This is a genomic window from Pseudoalteromonas luteoviolacea, from assembly GCF_018100925.1.
Taxonomy (GTDB): Bacteria; Pseudomonadota; Gammaproteobacteria; order Enterobacterales; family Alteromonadaceae; genus Pseudoalteromonas; species Pseudoalteromonas obscura.
Genome location: NZ_JAGJEH010000009.1, coordinates 128,185 through 145,360 on the forward strand (window position 1 = coordinate 128,185; position 17,176 = coordinate 145,360).

Annotated in this window: 16 protein-coding genes; 13 read left to right on the forward strand and 3 right to left on the reverse strand. The window is 42.1% G+C overall.

Features of this window, described 5'->3' with window-relative positions:
• Positions 1 to 113: 113 nt before the first annotated feature.
• The 8 genes from J8M00_RS19800 to J8M00_RS19835 all read left to right on the forward strand — a co-directional run bounded on the left by J8M00_RS19800 (position 114) and on the right by J8M00_RS19835 (position 10,214).
• Positions 114 to 956, forward strand: a complete 843-nt coding sequence (locus J8M00_RS19800) for an HDOD domain-containing protein (RefSeq protein WP_211012225.1) — start codon at positions 114 to 116, stop codon at positions 954 to 956.
• 123 nt (positions 957 to 1,079) lie between these two features.
• On the forward strand, positions 1,080 to 2,948 hold the full coding sequence (locus J8M00_RS19805; RefSeq protein WP_211012226.1) for a methyl-accepting chemotaxis protein: 1,869 nt from the start codon (positions 1,080 to 1,082) through the stop codon (positions 2,946 to 2,948).
• A gap of 87 nt (positions 2,949 to 3,035) precedes the next feature.
• Positions 3,036 to 3,632: a PilZ domain-containing protein gene (locus J8M00_RS19810; RefSeq protein WP_211012227.1), complete on the forward strand. Its 597-nt coding sequence runs from the start codon at positions 3,036 to 3,038 to the stop codon at positions 3,630 to 3,632.
• 57 nt (positions 3,633 to 3,689) lie between these two features.
• Positions 3,690 to 4,745 (forward strand): agmatine deiminase family protein, encoded by a 1,056-nt coding sequence (locus J8M00_RS19815; RefSeq protein WP_211012228.1) that lies wholly within the window; start codon positions 3,690 to 3,692, stop codon positions 4,743 to 4,745.
• Entirely contained in the window at positions 4,735 to 5,625 is an 891-nt protein-coding gene (locus J8M00_RS19820; RefSeq protein ID WP_211012229.1) for a carbon-nitrogen hydrolase, read from the forward strand. The genes J8M00_RS19815 and J8M00_RS19820 overlap by 11 nt, the downstream gene beginning before the upstream one ends.
• A 17-nt stretch (positions 5,626 to 5,642) precedes the next feature.
• On the forward strand, positions 5,643 to 9,116 hold the full coding sequence (gene mfd / locus J8M00_RS19825; protein ID WP_211012230.1) for a transcription-repair coupling factor: 3,474 nt from the start codon (positions 5,643 to 5,645) through the stop codon (positions 9,114 to 9,116).
• Positions 9,113 to 9,955 (forward strand): CsiV family protein, encoded by an 843-nt coding sequence (locus J8M00_RS19830; RefSeq protein ID WP_211012231.1) that lies wholly within the window; start codon positions 9,113 to 9,115, stop codon positions 9,953 to 9,955. The genes mfd and J8M00_RS19830 overlap by 4 nt, the downstream gene beginning before the upstream one ends.
• A 13-nt stretch (positions 9,956 to 9,968) precedes the next feature.
• Positions 9,969 to 10,214, forward strand: a complete 246-nt coding sequence (locus J8M00_RS19835) for a DUF3862 domain-containing protein (RefSeq protein WP_211012232.1) — start codon at positions 9,969 to 9,971, stop codon at positions 10,212 to 10,214.
• Between the two features lie 15 nt (positions 10,215 to 10,229).
• On the opposite strand, the gene J8M00_RS19840 is transcribed toward J8M00_RS19835, so the two are convergent.
• The gene (locus J8M00_RS19840; RefSeq protein ID WP_211012233.1) at positions 10,230 to 10,709 is read right to left on the reverse strand and encodes a GNAT family N-acetyltransferase; all 480 of its coding nucleotides are present in this window, start codon (positions 10,707 to 10,709) and stop codon (positions 10,230 to 10,232) included.
• Between the two features lie 78 nt (positions 10,710 to 10,787).
• On the opposite strand from J8M00_RS19840, the gene J8M00_RS19845 reads away from it, so the two are divergent.
• Both J8M00_RS19845 and J8M00_RS19850 read left to right on the forward strand, forming a co-directional pair.
• A complete protein-coding gene (locus J8M00_RS19845; protein ID WP_211012234.1) occupies positions 10,788 to 10,997 on the forward strand; it encodes a hypothetical protein in 210 nt (69 codons plus the stop codon).
• A gap of 203 nt (positions 10,998 to 11,200) precedes the next feature.
• Complete coding sequence (locus J8M00_RS19850) at positions 11,201 to 12,706, forward strand: hemolysin (protein WP_211012235.1); 1,506 nt, start codon at positions 11,201 to 11,203, stop codon at positions 12,704 to 12,706.
• 89 nt (positions 12,707 to 12,795) lie between these two features.
• Here the strand turns inward: J8M00_RS19850 and J8M00_RS19855 are convergent, their stop codons facing one another.
• The gene (locus J8M00_RS19855) at positions 12,796 to 13,155 is read right to left on the reverse strand and encodes a hypothetical protein (RefSeq protein ID WP_211012236.1); all 360 of its coding nucleotides are present in this window, start codon (positions 13,153 to 13,155) and stop codon (positions 12,796 to 12,798) included.
• Between the two features lie 307 nt (positions 13,156 to 13,462).
• Between J8M00_RS19855 and J8M00_RS19860 the strand changes: the two genes are divergently transcribed.
• Genes J8M00_RS19860 through J8M00_RS19870 form a run of 3 tightly spaced genes read left to right on the forward strand, consistent with a single transcriptional unit; the run spans position 13,463 to position 16,015 of the window.
• Positions 13,463 to 14,320, forward strand: a complete 858-nt coding sequence (locus J8M00_RS19860; protein WP_211012237.1) for a hypothetical protein — start codon at positions 13,463 to 13,465, stop codon at positions 14,318 to 14,320.
• A 25-nt stretch (positions 14,321 to 14,345) separates the two neighbouring features.
• Positions 14,346 to 15,140 (forward strand): hypothetical protein, encoded by a 795-nt coding sequence (locus J8M00_RS19865; protein WP_211012238.1) that lies wholly within the window; start codon positions 14,346 to 14,348, stop codon positions 15,138 to 15,140.
• Between the two features lie 29 nt (positions 15,141 to 15,169).
• Positions 15,170 to 16,015 (forward strand): hypothetical protein, encoded by an 846-nt coding sequence (locus J8M00_RS19870; RefSeq protein WP_211012239.1) that lies wholly within the window; start codon positions 15,170 to 15,172, stop codon positions 16,013 to 16,015.
• A gap of 76 nt (positions 16,016 to 16,091) precedes the next feature.
• Here J8M00_RS19870 and J8M00_RS19875 read toward each other — a convergent pair whose 3' ends face one another.
• Positions 16,092 to 17,174, reverse strand: a complete 1,083-nt coding sequence (locus J8M00_RS19875; RefSeq protein WP_211012240.1) for a helix-turn-helix domain-containing protein — start codon at positions 17,172 to 17,174, stop codon at positions 16,092 to 16,094.
• Positions 17,175 to 17,176 lie beyond the last annotated feature (2 nt).

A 17,176-nucleotide genomic window follows, 5' to 3' on the forward strand; every position in this document is an offset into this window, starting at 1 on the left:
GGCTTTTTTAATTTTCATTCAAGTGTGCTTTGTCGCCATTTTTCTATTTTTCTCGTTTTTTATAATTTTTGGCTATTCTTATTTGTATAAGATAATGCAGTGAGCGAGAAGTTATGGCCATATCTTTGACCCAACAAGAAAAACAGATCCTTAGGTCTATTTCAATCCCTCCGCGCCCAGAAGCGTTAGTCCAGTTTTCCGAAGAAACAAAATCCGCAGAACCAAATATCAGTAAAATTACGCAAATTTTACAAAGTGACATTGCAATCAGTGCCGCGATATTACAGGTGGTCAATTCAGCTGCATTTAGACGCAGTAAAGAAATTGAATCGTTAGAACAAGCCATTATGATTTTAGGGTTAAAAAGGTTGATCCCACTTGTAAAAGCTGTTGCAGTCAAAGCAACTGTGGATACACCAGCCGCACTTGATAACTTCTGGTCTGAGCAAAGTGACATTGCCCAGTTGTGCTCAACACTTTGTCAAAGCCTCAATAAGCCTGCTTTAGCAAACCATGCATATATGTTAGGTCTATTTCATACAGTAGGTATACCACTGCTGTGCGTGCACTTTGAAGACTACAACGAAGTTTTAGCAGTTGCTAAATCTGACGGGTGGACTAAAGCCACTGAGTTTGAATTCAATAAGTACAACACCAGTCATGCAACAATAGGGGCATTATTGGCCCAGCAATGGAAATTACCAAAACCCATGATAAACGTGATTTACTATCAGCACGATGCCAATGGTATCTATCGCTCTGGTGAGCTAGATGGTATTGCCCTTGAGCTGCTTTCAATTTTAAAGCTTGCACGCCATGGTAACTTCATATTTAAGAATACTGCTTCTATTGAACAAGACCCAGAATGGCATGCTATCAGTGATGAAGTTTTAGACTTTATTAATATGTCTGAAGATGAGTTAGATGAGTTGTATAGCTCATTAGAATCAGCCTAAATTCTCGGTTTTTGATAATTTTGTCGCAAATTTGTAAATAAATCCTTTAAACTAAAGGAAATCATTGCAACTATTCGCTTATGATTTACCTTTAATAATAAGCTCATATCCGGGAGACGTTCAGTGAAGTTTAAATATAAAGTAGTCGCCGTTTCTGCTAGTGTATTAGTGCTTGCCTTATTTTTGCTTTCAGTCAAGCAATACTTCCTGCTTAAAGAAAATTTAGAACAACAAGTCACACATAGTATGGAAGAAGTGATCCAAGGGATCAGTAATACTGTCACAGCTCAAATGCAAGGCTCGATGAACCTTGCTGCACTTACAACTGGTTTGGTTTCTCAAGTCGACGAACTTGAAGACGCTAGGCCAATGATATCTCAACCTAAACTCACGTCAGAATTTCTCTTAATAGGGTACGGAAAAGAAAGCAGTGGCAAATATGTCGCCAGCGACCCCAATTGGGACCCGGGTTCAACATGGGACCCAAGAGTAAGACCTTGGTACAAAGATGCCAAGTCGGCAAGGACCTTAGTTGTTACGGATCCATATGCCGATGCGGTCAGCGGTGAAATTGTTGTATCAATTGGTGCTCCTGTATATAAAGGCAATAATTTTGATGGCGCTATATTTTACGACGTCAGCCTAGCCAAGCTGGGTAATATGATAAATTCCTTTAATTTGTTTGATGCAGGCTTCGCATTTATGGTGAGCTCTAATGGCAGCATCATCTCTCACCCTGATATTTCACTCAATGGCCAACCAGCTCGTACATTTTTGGGGGATACTGTCGTTCGAGAGTCCTCTCAAGAAATTGAGATAGATGGCGTCAGCTATCTTGTTATGTTTAAAGCTGTAGAAGGATACGAATGGTATGTTGGTGTCGCACTTGAAAAACAAAAAGTGTTTTCCGCCATGGAAACTCTCACATACAATGCAACTGTTGTGTCTATCATCGCGGTTATTGCAAGTTTCTTAGCTCTTTCTTACGTGATCAATATTCTGCTCAAACCTTTGGAAGCAATAAACTCCGCAATGTCTAATATCGCACGGGGCAATGCTGATTTAACCGCAAGGCTACAAGCCTCGAGCGAACCTGAGTTTTCAGACTTAGCAGAGAACTTTAACCGGTTCACATCAAGGCTGCAAAATATCATTGCAGAGATCCAAACTTTGGGACACGAGGTGCTCGCAGATGCCAAACAGACTTCTGCCGGCGCAAACCACGCAACTCAAGCCATCCAAAGACAGCTCGAGTCGTTAAATTCGCTAGTTAACTCCACTGCCAATATGTCAAATACCGAGCAACAAGTTGCGAACACCGCTCAGCAAGCGGCAGAAGCAATTAAAACTACCGACGGCCTTGCACAAGACGGCGAAGGGATTGTTGAACAATCAACAAACTCAATTGGTGAGTTGTCATCCCAGATAGAACGTGCCGTTGATGTCGTCAATGAGTTAGAAGTATCTTCTTCAGGGATAGAACAGATTTTATCTGTCATTAATGGTATAGCAGAACAAACCAATCTACTGGCCTTAAATGCCGCAATTGAGGCCGCCAGAGCTGGCGAGTCAGGACGTGGTTTTGCTGTTGTTGCCGACGAAGTTAGGACACTTGCCCAACGGACACAAGAAGCAACAACTGAAATAAAAACGATGATCGACCAACTTCAATCGGGCGCAGAAAGTGCAGTGGGCGTCATGAAGCAAAGCCAGACAATTGTCGAAAAAACAGTAGTCAAGGCACAAGAAACAAAAGACGCTTTGCATGCGATCAGAGAGTCAATAGACAATATCGTCGAGCTCAATGTAAATATTGCAAGCATGCTTGAAGAGCAAAAAGCGGTTGTTGAAGCCGTAGACCATAATGCCTCAGAAATACGCAATTTATCTAACACTGTGGTTGATGAAGCAAAGGTTGTAGATCATACAATGCAATCACAAGTTGATAAAATCGCGAAACAAGAGGAAATGTTAGAGCAATTTAAAGTATAAACTGGTTAACACCTTGATTTAAATAGCTAGAGTGGAGAGAATAAGACACTGCTACTCTAGCTACACTGAATATTGGCATACATATAAATGCAAACAAACTTAAAAGAAAATTTTGAACAGTATTTTCAAATAGAAGAGACAAACCAAATCAACTTGTTCCCAGTTGAAGAAAATATGGTGCCTAAAAACCAAGCACAACTTGAAGCCGCTATCCCACCATTATTTAGACTCGCTAATGAAATTAACGAACTCGATCTCAATGCTTTGAGACCACTGCGTAACCTCGGTGATGTCGCATCCGACTTAGCCGCATATTTACAAGCACAATCTAGAAAAATTGACTTGATCATGAGCCATATTTTGGCAAATGAACAACCTGAAGATGAAAGCAGTTACTGTGATAGTTACGGTGGTGGTGGCATTAAAGTGACTACGGCTGAAAAGTTTCAAATTGGCCAAAACTTTAGGACAAAAATTTTTCTACAGCACGAAGCCAGTGCCATCTTTTGCTATAGTCAAATTATAGAAATAAGTAAACAGGAAGACGAAGCCTTACAATATACTTTGGCATTTACCCAAATAAGAGATTCTGATCAAGAATTGTTGGTTAGAGCAAGTCTACACGCACAAACTAGGCAACTAAAAAAGCGTCAATCAGATAACGAAAGTGATCAAAATAGCTGACACAGCGTTGTGCAGTGATACACTTAGCCCCTAGCAATCAAAAATCAATAAATTGTCATGAGTTTTACGTTATTACCAGAATGGTCACCGCAAGACGCGGTGATGGTCACTTGGCCACATAAGCAAACTGACTGGGTAGACATACTGGCGCAAGTTGAACCAGTTTATGTCGCGCTATGTCAGCAAATCTCCCAAATTCAAAAAGTTGTTATAGTCGCGCATAGTTCAGAACTCAAGGCACATATCACCACCCTACTCCTAGATGCTAGTATCAATATGCAACAAGTTGTATTCGTAGATGCGCCTTGCAATGACACATGGGCGAGAGATCATGGTCCATTGACTACAGCAAATGACCAAGGTGAGCTCAACATCAAAGACTTTGTCTTCAATGGCTGGGGTAATAAATACCAAAGCGACCTGGATACGCAAATCAATACTGCGCTCTGCCGACAAGTTACTGATAAGAAGAACAGAATACAAAAAGTCGACTTTGTTCTTGAAGGTGGCGGCGTTGAAATCAACGAACGTAAAGTACTGCTCACTACCTCCGAGTGTTTACTTAACCCAAATAGAAACCCAGAATTGAATAAACAGCAAATTGAGGAAAAATTATCTCAAGAACTCGGCGCTGAATCATTCTTATGGGTTGACCACGGCTACTTGTGTGGCGACGACACAGACAGTCATATTGACACTTTAGTTAGGTTTGCGCCAAATGACACTCTTGTTTACGTGCAATGTGATGACGAGCAAGACGAACATTACAGTGCTCTCAAAGCAATGGAGTCTCAGTTACAAACATTTGTGACGCCGACAGGTAAGCCATACAATTTAGTACCATTGCCATGGCCTAACGCGAAATACAATACAGAAAACGAGCGCTTGCCAGCAACTTACGCAAACTACCTGATAATCAATGAAACTGTTTTGCTACCAATATATGGTGACGAGAAAGATGCTTTGGCGCTTACGCAATTGCAAAAAGCACACCCTGAGCGCACTATCATTGGTATCGACTGTCTGCCCATTATTCACCAATTCGGTAGTTTACACTGTATTACCATGCAACTTCCTAAAGGTTTTTTAAATAGGGATCCAAATGAGCAATAATAATTTGAAGGTCGCTCTTGTTCAGCACAGTAACAGCGACAACCTTGAAAGCAATTTTGAAAAATCAATCAATGGAATCAGAGAGGCATCCCAACAAGGCGCAAAGCTTGTGGTTTTACAAGAGCTTCATCGCAGCCTGTACTTTTGTCAAACTGAAGACACTGACCTGTTTGATTTAGCCGAAACTATACCAGGCCCAAGTACAGATGCATTTAGTGCACTGGCGAAAGAGTTAAACGTTGTGATAGTTGCCTCGTTATTTGAAAAACGCGCGACGGGTTTGTATCACAATACTGCGGTAGTCATCGAATCAGATGCGTCAATTGCAGGCAAATACCGGAAAATGCATATTCCAGATGATCCAGGGTTTTACGAAAAGTTCTACTTTACTCCCGGCGATTTAGGTTTCGAGCCAATTCAAACTTCTGTTGGTAAATTAGGTGTGCTTGTATGTTGGGACCAATGGTTCCCTGAAGGTGCAAGGCTTATGGCAATGGCTGGTGCCGAATTATTGATTTACCCGACCGCCATCGGCTGGGATCCTCGAGATGATAAAGAAGAGCAAATACGCCAAAGAGACGCTTGGATGATTGCACAAAGAGCACACGCGGTGTCAAATGGCGTGCCAGTACTTAGTGTTAATCGAGTCGGACACGAAACTGATCCGAGCGGCCAAAGCGACGGTATATTGTTCTGGGGCAACTCATTTGTAGCTGGCCCACAAGGTGAATTATTAATACATGGCTCTGAAGACCAAGAAGAAGTACTGGTCGTCGACATCGACCAGCAGCGCAGTGAATCTGTACGCCGCATTTGGCCATATTTGCGTGACAGACGTATAGATCATTACCAAGACCTATGTAAAATATACAGAGATTAAGTAGTTAGGAGTTAAGAATGGCGTTAGTGCAGTGGAATGAGCTACCTTGGGTAAAATCGGCAAAGGATAAAATCCATTGGGGTCAATTACTAGGTAGTAGTTTGGCAATTTCCGTAAGCGAGAGCGTGAAGAACAACAGCTCACTCGTTGTATTGGTGACGCCAGATACCCCCAGTGCACTGCGCTTGGAAACCGAACTAGGTTATCTACTCGGTGAAGACAATGTAATGGTATTTCCCGACTGGGAAACCCTACCCTATGACCACTTCTCTCCTCACCAAGATATTATTTCTCAACGTTTGGCGAGTTTAAATGCACTACGTAAAAAACAGCAAGGCGTGCTCCTAATTCCAGTTGCAACCTTAATGCTAAGAACTGCGCCACCAGAGTTTATTTATGGTAATGCATTACAGTTTAAAGTAAGTGACACACTTGATGCACAGGGTCTAAAAGAAACATTAACACAAGCTGGTTACCGAAATGTACAACAGGTGATGGAGCATGGTGAATTTGCTGTGCGAGGTTCGATTATTGACCTCTATCCCATGGGCAGCCAACACCCCTACCGTTTAGACTTTTTTGATGACGAGTTAGATAGCATTCGCCTGTTTGACATTGAAAGCCAGCGTTCAAGCGACACTATTTCGTCTATTGACTTACTACCAGCCCATGAATTCCCGACCAATGACGCAGATATTGAGCGATTTCGCATAAAATACCGAGAGACATTTGGTGCCAGCTCTGAGCAAGACTCAATTTATATGCAAGTTACGCGTGGCAATTGGCCAGCAGGTATAGAATATTACTTACCGCTGTTTTATGACAAGCTTGCAACTATTTTTGATTACCTGCCTAATGACGCCGTGTTTATGCACCTTGGAGACATAGAGCATGCCGCAGGTGATTTTTGGTTGGATGTTAGCAAACGATATGAAAGCCGCCGAGTCGACCCTCTTAGGCCTCTTTTAGAACCAAAAGAGCTATACCTCAATGTCGAATCTTTGTTTGAATCATTTTCTCACTATCCAAGAATTAGATTGAGTGAAGCGCAACTTGGAACAAAAGCGGGCCACACCAATGTAAACTCTGCGCTTATTGACGATGTCCGCGTTGACCACAAACAAGCTGATCCCTACCATGCTATTTTGAGCTATATAACAGCCCAAAAAAAGCAAAAAGGCAAAGTACTTTTTAGCGTTGAATCAGACGGTCGACGAGAGTCCCTACTTACGCTACTAAAACCCACAGGCTTAAAATTAAAAGAGTTCGAATCGTTTGAAAAATTTGCTAAAGGCCGAACAGATGTAGGCCTTATTGTGAGCCCTCTAGAGGCTTCAGTTTTTCTCGATGGCAAACAGCCTTTGACTTTAATTACCGAGCAAGAGCTGCTTGGTATTAAAGTTTCCCAGCGCAGACGCCGTAAGCACAAGTACGAGCAAGGCCAAGATGCGCTAATTAGAAACTTGGCTGAATTAAAAGAAGGCCAGCCTATTGTGCATTTGGATCATGGTGTTGGGCGTTATCTTGGATTGCAAACCATAGATGCTGCGGGTGTTGCAACTGAATTTGTGACAATTATTTATTCAGGTGATGCCAAACTCTACGTACCAGTATCTTCTCTTCATATGTTGAGTCGCTATTCAGGCGGTGAAGAAGCCTCTGCACCTATGCACAAATTAGGCTCTGATGTTTGGGAAAAAGCCAAGCGCAAAGCCGCTGAAAAAGTGCGAGATGTTGCCGCAGAGCTGCTGGATATTTACGCCAAACGTCAAAGTAAGCCTGGCCATCAGTTTAAACTCGATGGTGGGTCGTACAGAGATTTCAGCAATAGCTTTCCATTTGAAGAAACCGATGACCAGCGCAATGCTATCGAGGCGGTTATTGGTGATATGCAAACTAACCAAGCAATGGACAGGTTGGTTTGTGGTGATGTAGGTTTTGGTAAAACTGAGGTGGCAATGCGTGCCGCGTTTGTTGCCATCAACGACAATAAACAAGTTGCGGTGCTCGTTCCAACGACGTTACTTGCTCAGCAACACTTTGAAAACTTTAAAGACAGGTTTGCAGACTTACCAATAGAGGTTGGTGTTTTATCACGATTCAACAGTACAAAAGAGCAAAAAGAAACCCTCAGTGCGCTTGAAAGTGGCAAGATAGACATTGTAATTGGTACGCATAAGCTGATCCAAGAAAGCATTAAGTTTAAAGATTTAGGCTTGCTTATAGTCGATGAAGAACATCGCTTTGGTGTGCGTCAAAAAGAGAAAATCAAAAAGCTTAGAGCAGATGTAGATATCTTAACACTCACGGCAACCCCGATCCCGAGAACGCTGAATATGGCGATGAGTGGAATGCGAGATCTGTCCATTATTGCGACTCCACCAGCGAAACGCCTTGCTGTTAAAACCTTTGTACGCGAGCGCAATGACGAGCTGATCAGAGAAGCTATTCTGCGTGAAATTAAGCGTGGTGGTCAGGTGTACTTTTTACACAATAACGTAGAAACCATCGAAAAAACAGCAGCCGATATAGCGCAATTGGTACCTGAAGCAAATATTGCTGTGGCGCATGGTCAAATGCGTGAACGAGAACTTGAACACTTAATGAGTGATTTTTATCACCAAAAACATAATGTTTTAGTGTGTACCACAATCATTGAAACGGGCATTGATATTCCATCGGCCAACACCATCATTATGGATCGTGCTGACAAATTAGGTTTGGCTCAACTGCACCAGCTGCGTGGTCGAGTTGGCCGAAGCCATCACCAAGCCTACGCCTATTTACTCACTCGTAATAGCCAAAGCTTAACCAAAGATGCTGTGAAACGTCTGCAAGCCATCGAGTCTCTTGAGGACTTAGGTGCAGGTTTTGCCCTCGCGACCCACGATTTAGAGATCCGTGGTGCCGGTGAGCTTTTAGGTGATGATCAAAGTGGTCAAATTCAAACAGTTGGATTTACGCTATATATGGAGATGTTAGAGCAAGCAGTCCAAGCGCTTAAAGATGGCAAAGAGCCAACTTTAGAAAACTTGCTGCAACAGCAAAGTGAAGTAGACCTTAAAATCCCAGCACTGTTGCCGGATGATTACATTCACGATGTCAACATCCGTTTGAGTATGTACAAACGCATTGCCAGTTTGGCGTCTGAAAACGAGCTTGATGAATTGAAAGTAGAATTAATCGATAGATTTGGTTTACTACCTGACGCTGCGAAGAACATTTTTGAAATACAATTACTCAAATGCAAAGCCCAACAGCTTGGTATCCAGAAAATAGAAGCCAACCCGAAAGGCGGTTACTTTGAATTTAGTAATAATACCAGTGTTAACCCAACGTTCATTATCGGGTTGATACAAAGCAACCCTGCTATATATCGTATGGAAGGCGCGAGCAAATTACGCTTTAATATAGAAGAAAAAAATGGTCAAGAGCGCTTAAAGCTCATTAACGCCATGATGGATGACTTTCAGAAAAAGGCTGTTGCATGAAGCAATCTTTAGTTAAATGGGGACTTTTGGCGGCATTGTCCACAGCGACAATGCCTGCACTTGCAGTGCGCTGGTTTGAAGTAGAGCTCATCGCTTTTGCGCAAAAAGATGCATCGCAAATTAGAGAGGATTTCTCCATTGAGACCCCCCCTTTGCCAAATAACAAGCGTTTGGATTTGCTAACACAAGGCTATAACAATGTTGGCCATCAGGCCTGCTTAGCAGGTAACCCCAGCTATGACCCGCGCAGTGTAACAGAGCAATTTACCACAGCTCAAAGCTCTTGGTATTGCGATGATGACATCAACTACGTTCAAAAGTATGACGTATTACCCGTTGTGCCTGTCAGCGAACCTCTAGAACACATGCAGTCGATGTACTTACTTGCACCAGAGCAGCTTAAGTTCGAGTCGATTAGAAAAAAACTAGAACGTAAAGGACATACTGCGATATTACACACTGGTTGGCGATTCCCAGATCAAAGTAAAAAACGAGCGCCCAATGTTGTTGTATACGGTGGTAAAAAATTCGCGCAACCAGCCAGTTATATATATCGCGCACAGCCCAGCGATAACTTCATCAGTTTGCTCAATAGCGCACCGCAACCAAGTATTAAATCTGGCGGAGAAACGCTCTGGGAATTAGACGGCACAATGAAAATTCATATTCGCCACTATTTATATGTGACGAGTAACTTTGATTATCGCTACCTGTCTGACTCAGGTGAGCTAGAATCAGCGAGAATGTCACAGTTCACACGTGTATACAGTGGTGACATACACTATTTAGACCACCCCAAAATGGGGATTATTTTCCAAATAAGAAAATATAAACACTAACAGGACCGACAGCATGAAAAAATTTTGCGTTATGCTTGCTTTGCTTTCACTTACAGCATGTTCAAAAGTGAACATAGAAAATTATGAAAAAATATCCGTAGGTATGGAACGAGCTGAATTGGAACAAGTACTCGGTTCTGCAGACTCATGTGAAGAAAAGACGCTGCACACTAATTGTGTTTGGGGTAACGAGACCAAAAATATCACTGTGACTCTGGTGTCAGATCGCGTTACGTTATACAGCAAAAAAGGCTTATAAATATTAAAAAGGCTTTTAACTCAAGTTTAACCTATATTTATCTTGCTTGAGTTCAAAGCCTAAATATTTGAGAAGATTAATACTCCGAACATTCTTTGGCGCAACTTTCGCGTTAACTTGTGCAATTAGCGCTTTCGGTAAGATATGATGCAGCGAGTTAATTAAGCAAGTTGCAGCTTCTCTCATATAGCCTTGATTCCAATGCTCCGGTGATAACTCATAACCCATAGATATTTCAGCACTGCTCTGTTGATAGTCAAACAGCCCTATCGACCCAATTACACTCCCTTCTTTCAATAGTATAAAGCGCACACCAATGCCTTGGTAAAACAGCTCCAAATCGCTTTGGATCATTGCTTTGATATCCTGTAGGGTCAGTGATTTGCCATAGTCATTGTAATGGCTCACTTTAGGATGATTTAAGATCTGCAATAGTACATTGCTGTCTCGATAAGAAACCACGCGCAATGTAAGTCTCTGTGTTAGTAGTTCCATTGGGTTTAATTGGTCGATTTTTTATTATTTTGGTATAAACTACCCCATCTTATTTGAAAGTCCAGTGAAGAAAAAAATATGGCGGAAAAAAACTCAGAATTTAAAGTCATCCCCCCCACTACCAAGGTACTTTGCCCGGAAAAAGGGGAAGGTTGGACACTAACAGGCATCACTGGCATAGATGAACATACTTCAGTGATGTTTCAGGGCGTGCGCTACACATTACCGGCAAAATTAATTGTTGACGAACTCTTGCCTAACTATTTGGAATCTCAGAAAAACAAATAGTCAGATATAATTTTCATCCATTTGTCGTAATTTATTGTTGCAATTTTGTTCATAAGGAGACATGATACAATTAGATTGCAAAGATAATAATGGAAGCGTCTGTCTCGAAGGACTAAGAATGCACGTCGTACAGTGGACGTAGATGTGTGATTACTTTGTGTTGTATTAGCTTGCTTAGGATAAACCGAACAGAGTTTGTTACCATGCTAAAAACATCACTAACCATTTTAACCCTCGCAACTGCGTCATTGCCCTCCCTCGGGTTTGCCAACACCTGTCACGGTGAACTGTTTGGCATCAACGCTGGTCGTGGCGATGTGGGGATCTTATTTGGCTTAAATGAGCAAAACAACAGTGCATATGCACAAACCCTCGCCGAATTTAGTGCTTCAGCGCTTGCTTATGATAGTCAAAGCAAACGAATGTACTACATCTCTGCGCCAAGACCCATCGAATACAAGGTGGACGTTAGCGGATTGGCACTCACCGCAGAGCAAAAGGAACACTTGCCGATAGAAGGAAGTCGTTTCAAGTACTTGCGTTTAGCGTATTATGACTTTAACACCAATTCACATACTATCGTTGACAGGACAAGTCAGGTACTCAGTCTTGTGTATGATGCGGATAACGATGTGTTGCTTGGAACTGACTTTAAAAAGTTGTACCAAATTAATAAAAACTCTGGAGCTGCAACTGAGCTAGGTGCTTTAGGATCACTGAAAGGTAAATTTAGAGGTGACTTGGTTATTCAAGACGGCAACCTCTACTTGATCACCAGCCGATCTGTTTATCAAATAGACAGAAACACTTATGACGTGACTAAACTCGCAAATCACTCGTTGACAGCCGCAACGGGTGCTACGTTGAACCAAGCTGGTGAAATCGTGGTCAGCCGCACGCTAATTAATGACTATGGTCATGTCAACAAATCAAAATTATATAAATTAAACCCCCAGTCTGGTAATACCTGCCTGTTAGCCACAGTTCCAGTTCGTCTTAACGATTTAGCGACAAATACAGACAACGCGGTTGCCTGCTATACCACGCCGACTTGCGAAACAGATCCACTGCCATCATTTACATTAGAAGCGATAACAGACTCAGCCAATGAAGGTGGTCAGTTGGAGTATCAAGTCACTCTAAGCAATGACTACTATCAAGACGTTACGATTGATCTAAACATAGTCCACGGGTCAACTAGTGCGAGCGATGTTAGTTTGAGTGCTAGCAGCGTCACTATTGCCAGTGGTGATACAACAGCAAGTATCATTGTAAATGCGCTTGATGACCAAGATCATGAGGATAACGAGACATTTACCCTTCAGGCTACGGCCGATCAAAATGTAACTGGCTCAGCCTCTTTACCTGGCACTGTTTTGGACAATGATCCAGCATGTGTCCCTGACGATTACACCCGGATCAACTATCAATTTATCAGTGAAAGTGCCGCATATAACAATGATTGGGGCGTGCAGGTTAATGGCAGTTATGTGAAATTGCTTGATGAGTATGGTGGTTCAGGTAGCTATGATGTACTTGTCGGCGCCAACTACAACTACGTTTTGGCAATCAATGGAAATAGTAACCAGCTGACTACCAATTATTCAGCTTACGGTGATAAACAGTATTGGGAAGATCAAAATGACAATGACTACAATGACTTTGTAGTTAGAGTGTGGACAACATCTATTCAAAAAGGATGTGATTAAGCTTAACTTAATCTAACTTTTATGCGGTTTGCTGCTTAACTGGCCTTAACAGCAAATCGCTTTTTTGGTACAGCCTCTGCCACAGCCCCTTATTCCCAGAAAATATAGTATGTATGCTTCTCTACTTGGCCAGATGAGGTTGTAACATCGTAAGTTTGTTTATGCAGGGACTCAAACGTGACTGTTCTGCGTAAAATGCCTTTTTGATACTTATATTTTATCTGCTCATCGGGTGTAAGCACTGAATACACAGCACCGATAGAGTTGCTTTGATGATGCTTGATGTCTAAATAGTCGTTAAAACGGCTTTGTGTTGTATTTTCAATCGCTACCGATTTAGCACTCGGTATATCTACCCTATCACTAAAGTCTGAAAAACTAGGTGTCGCCGATGTATTGAATGAAATTCCAACTATGCACGTGAGATATAGAAAATCAGGTCTAATCATAATTACTCCTTTTGACTACTCACTTCTTACTTTAACCAAGGGTTTCTATATAAAGCCAGCCAAATATATTATGGAAAGTCTCTATTTTTAGTCCACATTAATACACACCTAAGATCTAACCTTTAAAATCAATAAATTAAAAAAATAATGTAATTAAAGGGTCCATTTAAATAAACATGGACGCTCAGCTCAAACTATCTCGATAAAGTGGCTCCAGTGCTTAGCAAACAAGCACACCTACTCAACAAGCTAATCATTTTTTAATGACATTAGCTAAGTAGAAAAACCTAAAATCGGAGTAATTAAAATGAACACATTTAAAAAAATGGCCATTGTAACTGGACTGTCCTGCATTTCTATCACTGCAAGTGCCCATCACCTCACACCAGATCAGCAGGCAAAGTTATCAAGCATACTCGGCTGTCTATCGCAGTCGAATGACACAGTCCATATTCATGGCTGTAATTTGCAAATCACCAATGGACTTGGTGAGACTAGCTCAAACAATGGTACAGGCAACTTAATCATTGGCTACAATAATGGTGCTTCTGCCCCATCAGCCCCTACAGCTTCTACCTCTGGCTCTCATAACTTAGTAATTGGCCATGGCCATACCTATACACGTTCTGGATCTTTCATTGCTGGGACGAACAATACCGTTCACTCCCCCTCTAGTTTTGTAACTGGTTCTAGCGGGTTAGCAGAGGGTCGCAACGCATCTAGAAGTACAATTGCAGGTGGTTTGGGCAATAAAAACTTAGCTTTTCAAAGCGGAATTTTAGGAGGCAACAGTAATACAATTTCTGACCAATTCTCCCATGCTATGGTTATTTTGGGCGGACAACACAATGATCTAGACGGTCAATACAGCACTATTGCAGGCGGTGTAAGAAATAAAGTAGTGAAAGCACTACAAGCCAACATCCTTGGTGGTGAAGACAATACTGCAACTGTACAACAAACTGTAATTGCTGGTGGTCGATTCAACACAGCAGCCAGAGAAGCAGCCACCATATTAGGTGGGCAAAACAACATCGCAAAAGGGTTCCGTTCAACCATTGCAGGTGGAGCTGAGCGCCAGACAACAACAGATCACGAATTCAGAGCTGGCGTCTTCAACTCTCAAGACCCATATCGAGCTGACGCAACCAACTCAAACGACTAAAAAATAAATTAGAAGGATAACTAAAATGAAAACACTATCTAAATTCGCTTTTATCGCGCTATCGGCAGCTTCTGTAAATGCCCATGCAGCGCTTACTGAGCAAGAACAAACAGCTTTAATTGACATTCTTTCTTGTTTGGAAAGAGTAGACAACACGCTGGTAGTAAGAGGATGTGATGTTCAAGTTGTTAACGGCTCTGCGGGTAACGTAGAAAAAAATGGCAAAGGAAATGTCATTATTGGTTATAACGCGCAGACCCTACCTTCGCAGCGAGTTGCGACAGGCTCGCACAACCTTGTGATCGGAGATGGTCACCAGTATACCTCCGTGGGCTCTGTAATTGCAGGTGACAACAACGCTGCCTTTGCAAACTCAACCTCAGTTGCAGGCGCAAATAACCATGTATCAGGCTTTCATAGCGCAGTCTGGGGTGGCGAGTCAAACGTTGCTGAGTCAAGCTTCTCGGTGATATTAGGCGGTCAAGAAAATCACACGCCTGCTTTTCATAACTTTGCGTTGATTGCTGGAGGTAAATCCAATACTGCAAGTAACTTCTTTGCTTCTATTTATGGTGGTGAAAACAATACAGCAACAGGTCAAAGCTCTATGATTTTAGGCGGACAAAATAATTTTACTCAGGGTCCAAGCTCCAGTATCACCGGCGGCCGTAATAATGAGGCCAATGGCGAGCTCAGTGCTGTTTTAGGTGGTGAGTTCAATCGCACCAATGGTTTCACCTCGAGTATCGGTGGCGGTCTTAGTAGAACTGTTAATGGCCAAGATGACTTTCAAGCTGGCTACTTCTTCTCAGAAAAATAATCTAATAAAAAATATTTTGGAGCTACAACATGTTTAACTTTAAAAAATCAGTACTACTAATGAGCCTTAGCCTGCTGAGCAGCGCAACTATTGCCAGTTCACACGACCACGACCCTATCAATGAGGAGCAAGCACTGCGCGCCATCCTACAGTGTATGACTAAAGTTGGTAATACTTTAGTTATTGATGGCTGCAACTTACATATTTCAAATGGTACAGGTTATACACATAAGAAAAATGGCGTCAGCACAGCCAACGCCGTCGGAAATTTAATTCTCGGATACAATGCAGTGCGCTATGGAAGTCAAACGCCGCAACTTGACCACAGCGGCTCTCACAACGTGATTTTAGGCGATGGCCACAGCTTTCAATCTACTGGCGCACTACTTACGGGACAAAACAACACCGTAACAGGTCAATCTGCCGTGATTGCTGGCGCAAACAACCAGATCAGTGGTAATGCATCGGCAATAATGTCTGGCAGTAATCACACTGTTGAAGCAAATCATGGCGTCATATTTGGCGGCACTAATCACACCATCTACTCCGATGCAACATGGGCGAGTATTTCGGGTGGCGAATCAAACAGAGTTTATGCGCCACTGGCAAGCATCGTTGGTGGTCGTCACAATACGGCCTACGGTATCGCCTCTTCTATCAGTGGTGGTCAATTCAACCAAACAACCGCTAACGCGCCATATGCAGTTGTCGTAGGCGGAAGTGACAACAAATCAGGCAATGCTGCTGCGGTCGTCTTGGGCGGGCGCTTCAATGAAGCAAATGGTGAAGCTTCAACAGTTGCAGGCGGGTTCAAACGCGCTACATCTGGCAAGCACGACTACAGAGCGGGAAGTAACTACTTCTCAAATCAATAAGTTTATTAGGCACAATCTATATCATTGTTCGGTCTAAGCCATCCCTAAAGATGGCTTATTTTTTAGACCACTCAAATTATTCAACTAAAAGATGGCTAAGCTCACGACGGTACCCACTGCCCTTGTCATCATCAAACAAACCGCACTTTTCTTTGCGAAATTGACTCGGCGTTAACCCAGTATAGGATTTGAACAACTTATTAAACGTGGACTTGCTATTAAATCCCGCATCAAAGGCCACAGCTAGAACCTTATGCTGCGTATTACACAGCAGCAACTTTGCTTCATCAACGCGATATCGGTTTACAAAGTCATAAAAATTCATCTTGAGGTGCATATTGAGTGTATTGGACACCTCAGCAGTCGTGGCATCAATATGTTCCGCTAGTTCCGAAATACTTAACTGAGGGTTTAAAAACAGCTTGTCAGTTCGCATCGACAGTTTTAACTGATGAACTATTTGCTCATTTTGATGTGAGTTTATTGCCTGTGCCTTCGCTATCGGCTCTGCCAATACGCCTTGTACATAAAGTGGTTTTATTTGATTGAAGTAAGACAAATAAAACAACCAAAAACTCATAGGAATATAGCTGGCAAGTGTGATCAGCTTGCTAATAGGTATGGAAAAAATATCATTTACAGATAGTAATAATAACGTAAACACCCAACATATCAGCTGAAAACGGGCCATAAAAACTAACCAAGCATAATTATCATATTGGCGACCCGTTCCTGAAAAAGATATTTTTGTTTTATGAGAATTCAGGTAACGCAATATATACACGGCATAAGATAACGCACATATCACACCAAAGCAGAATTCCCAGGTCATGCTAAACAGGTAACTTGCAAAAACAGGCAATAGGTGAAAAACATCTTCGAAAGAGACTTTTCTAGCTTCTATATGAAAGCGCACATAGAAATAAAAAACTAGCCCATAGAAGGGGTCAAAAGATACATAGTTCTCATAAGTCATGAAATCGGTCATGACGAAAGCGACTTGCGCTAGCTCCGCCATAAATAACATTATCCATATGCTCAAAAGGCTGCATGCGAGCGTTTTCGTTTTAGAAAGCAGAAGTAACAAACACAATATACCCGCCAAAGCCAAACTTAAAATATAAAAGTTTCTTATCACATCAGTGAGTAGCTCAAACATGT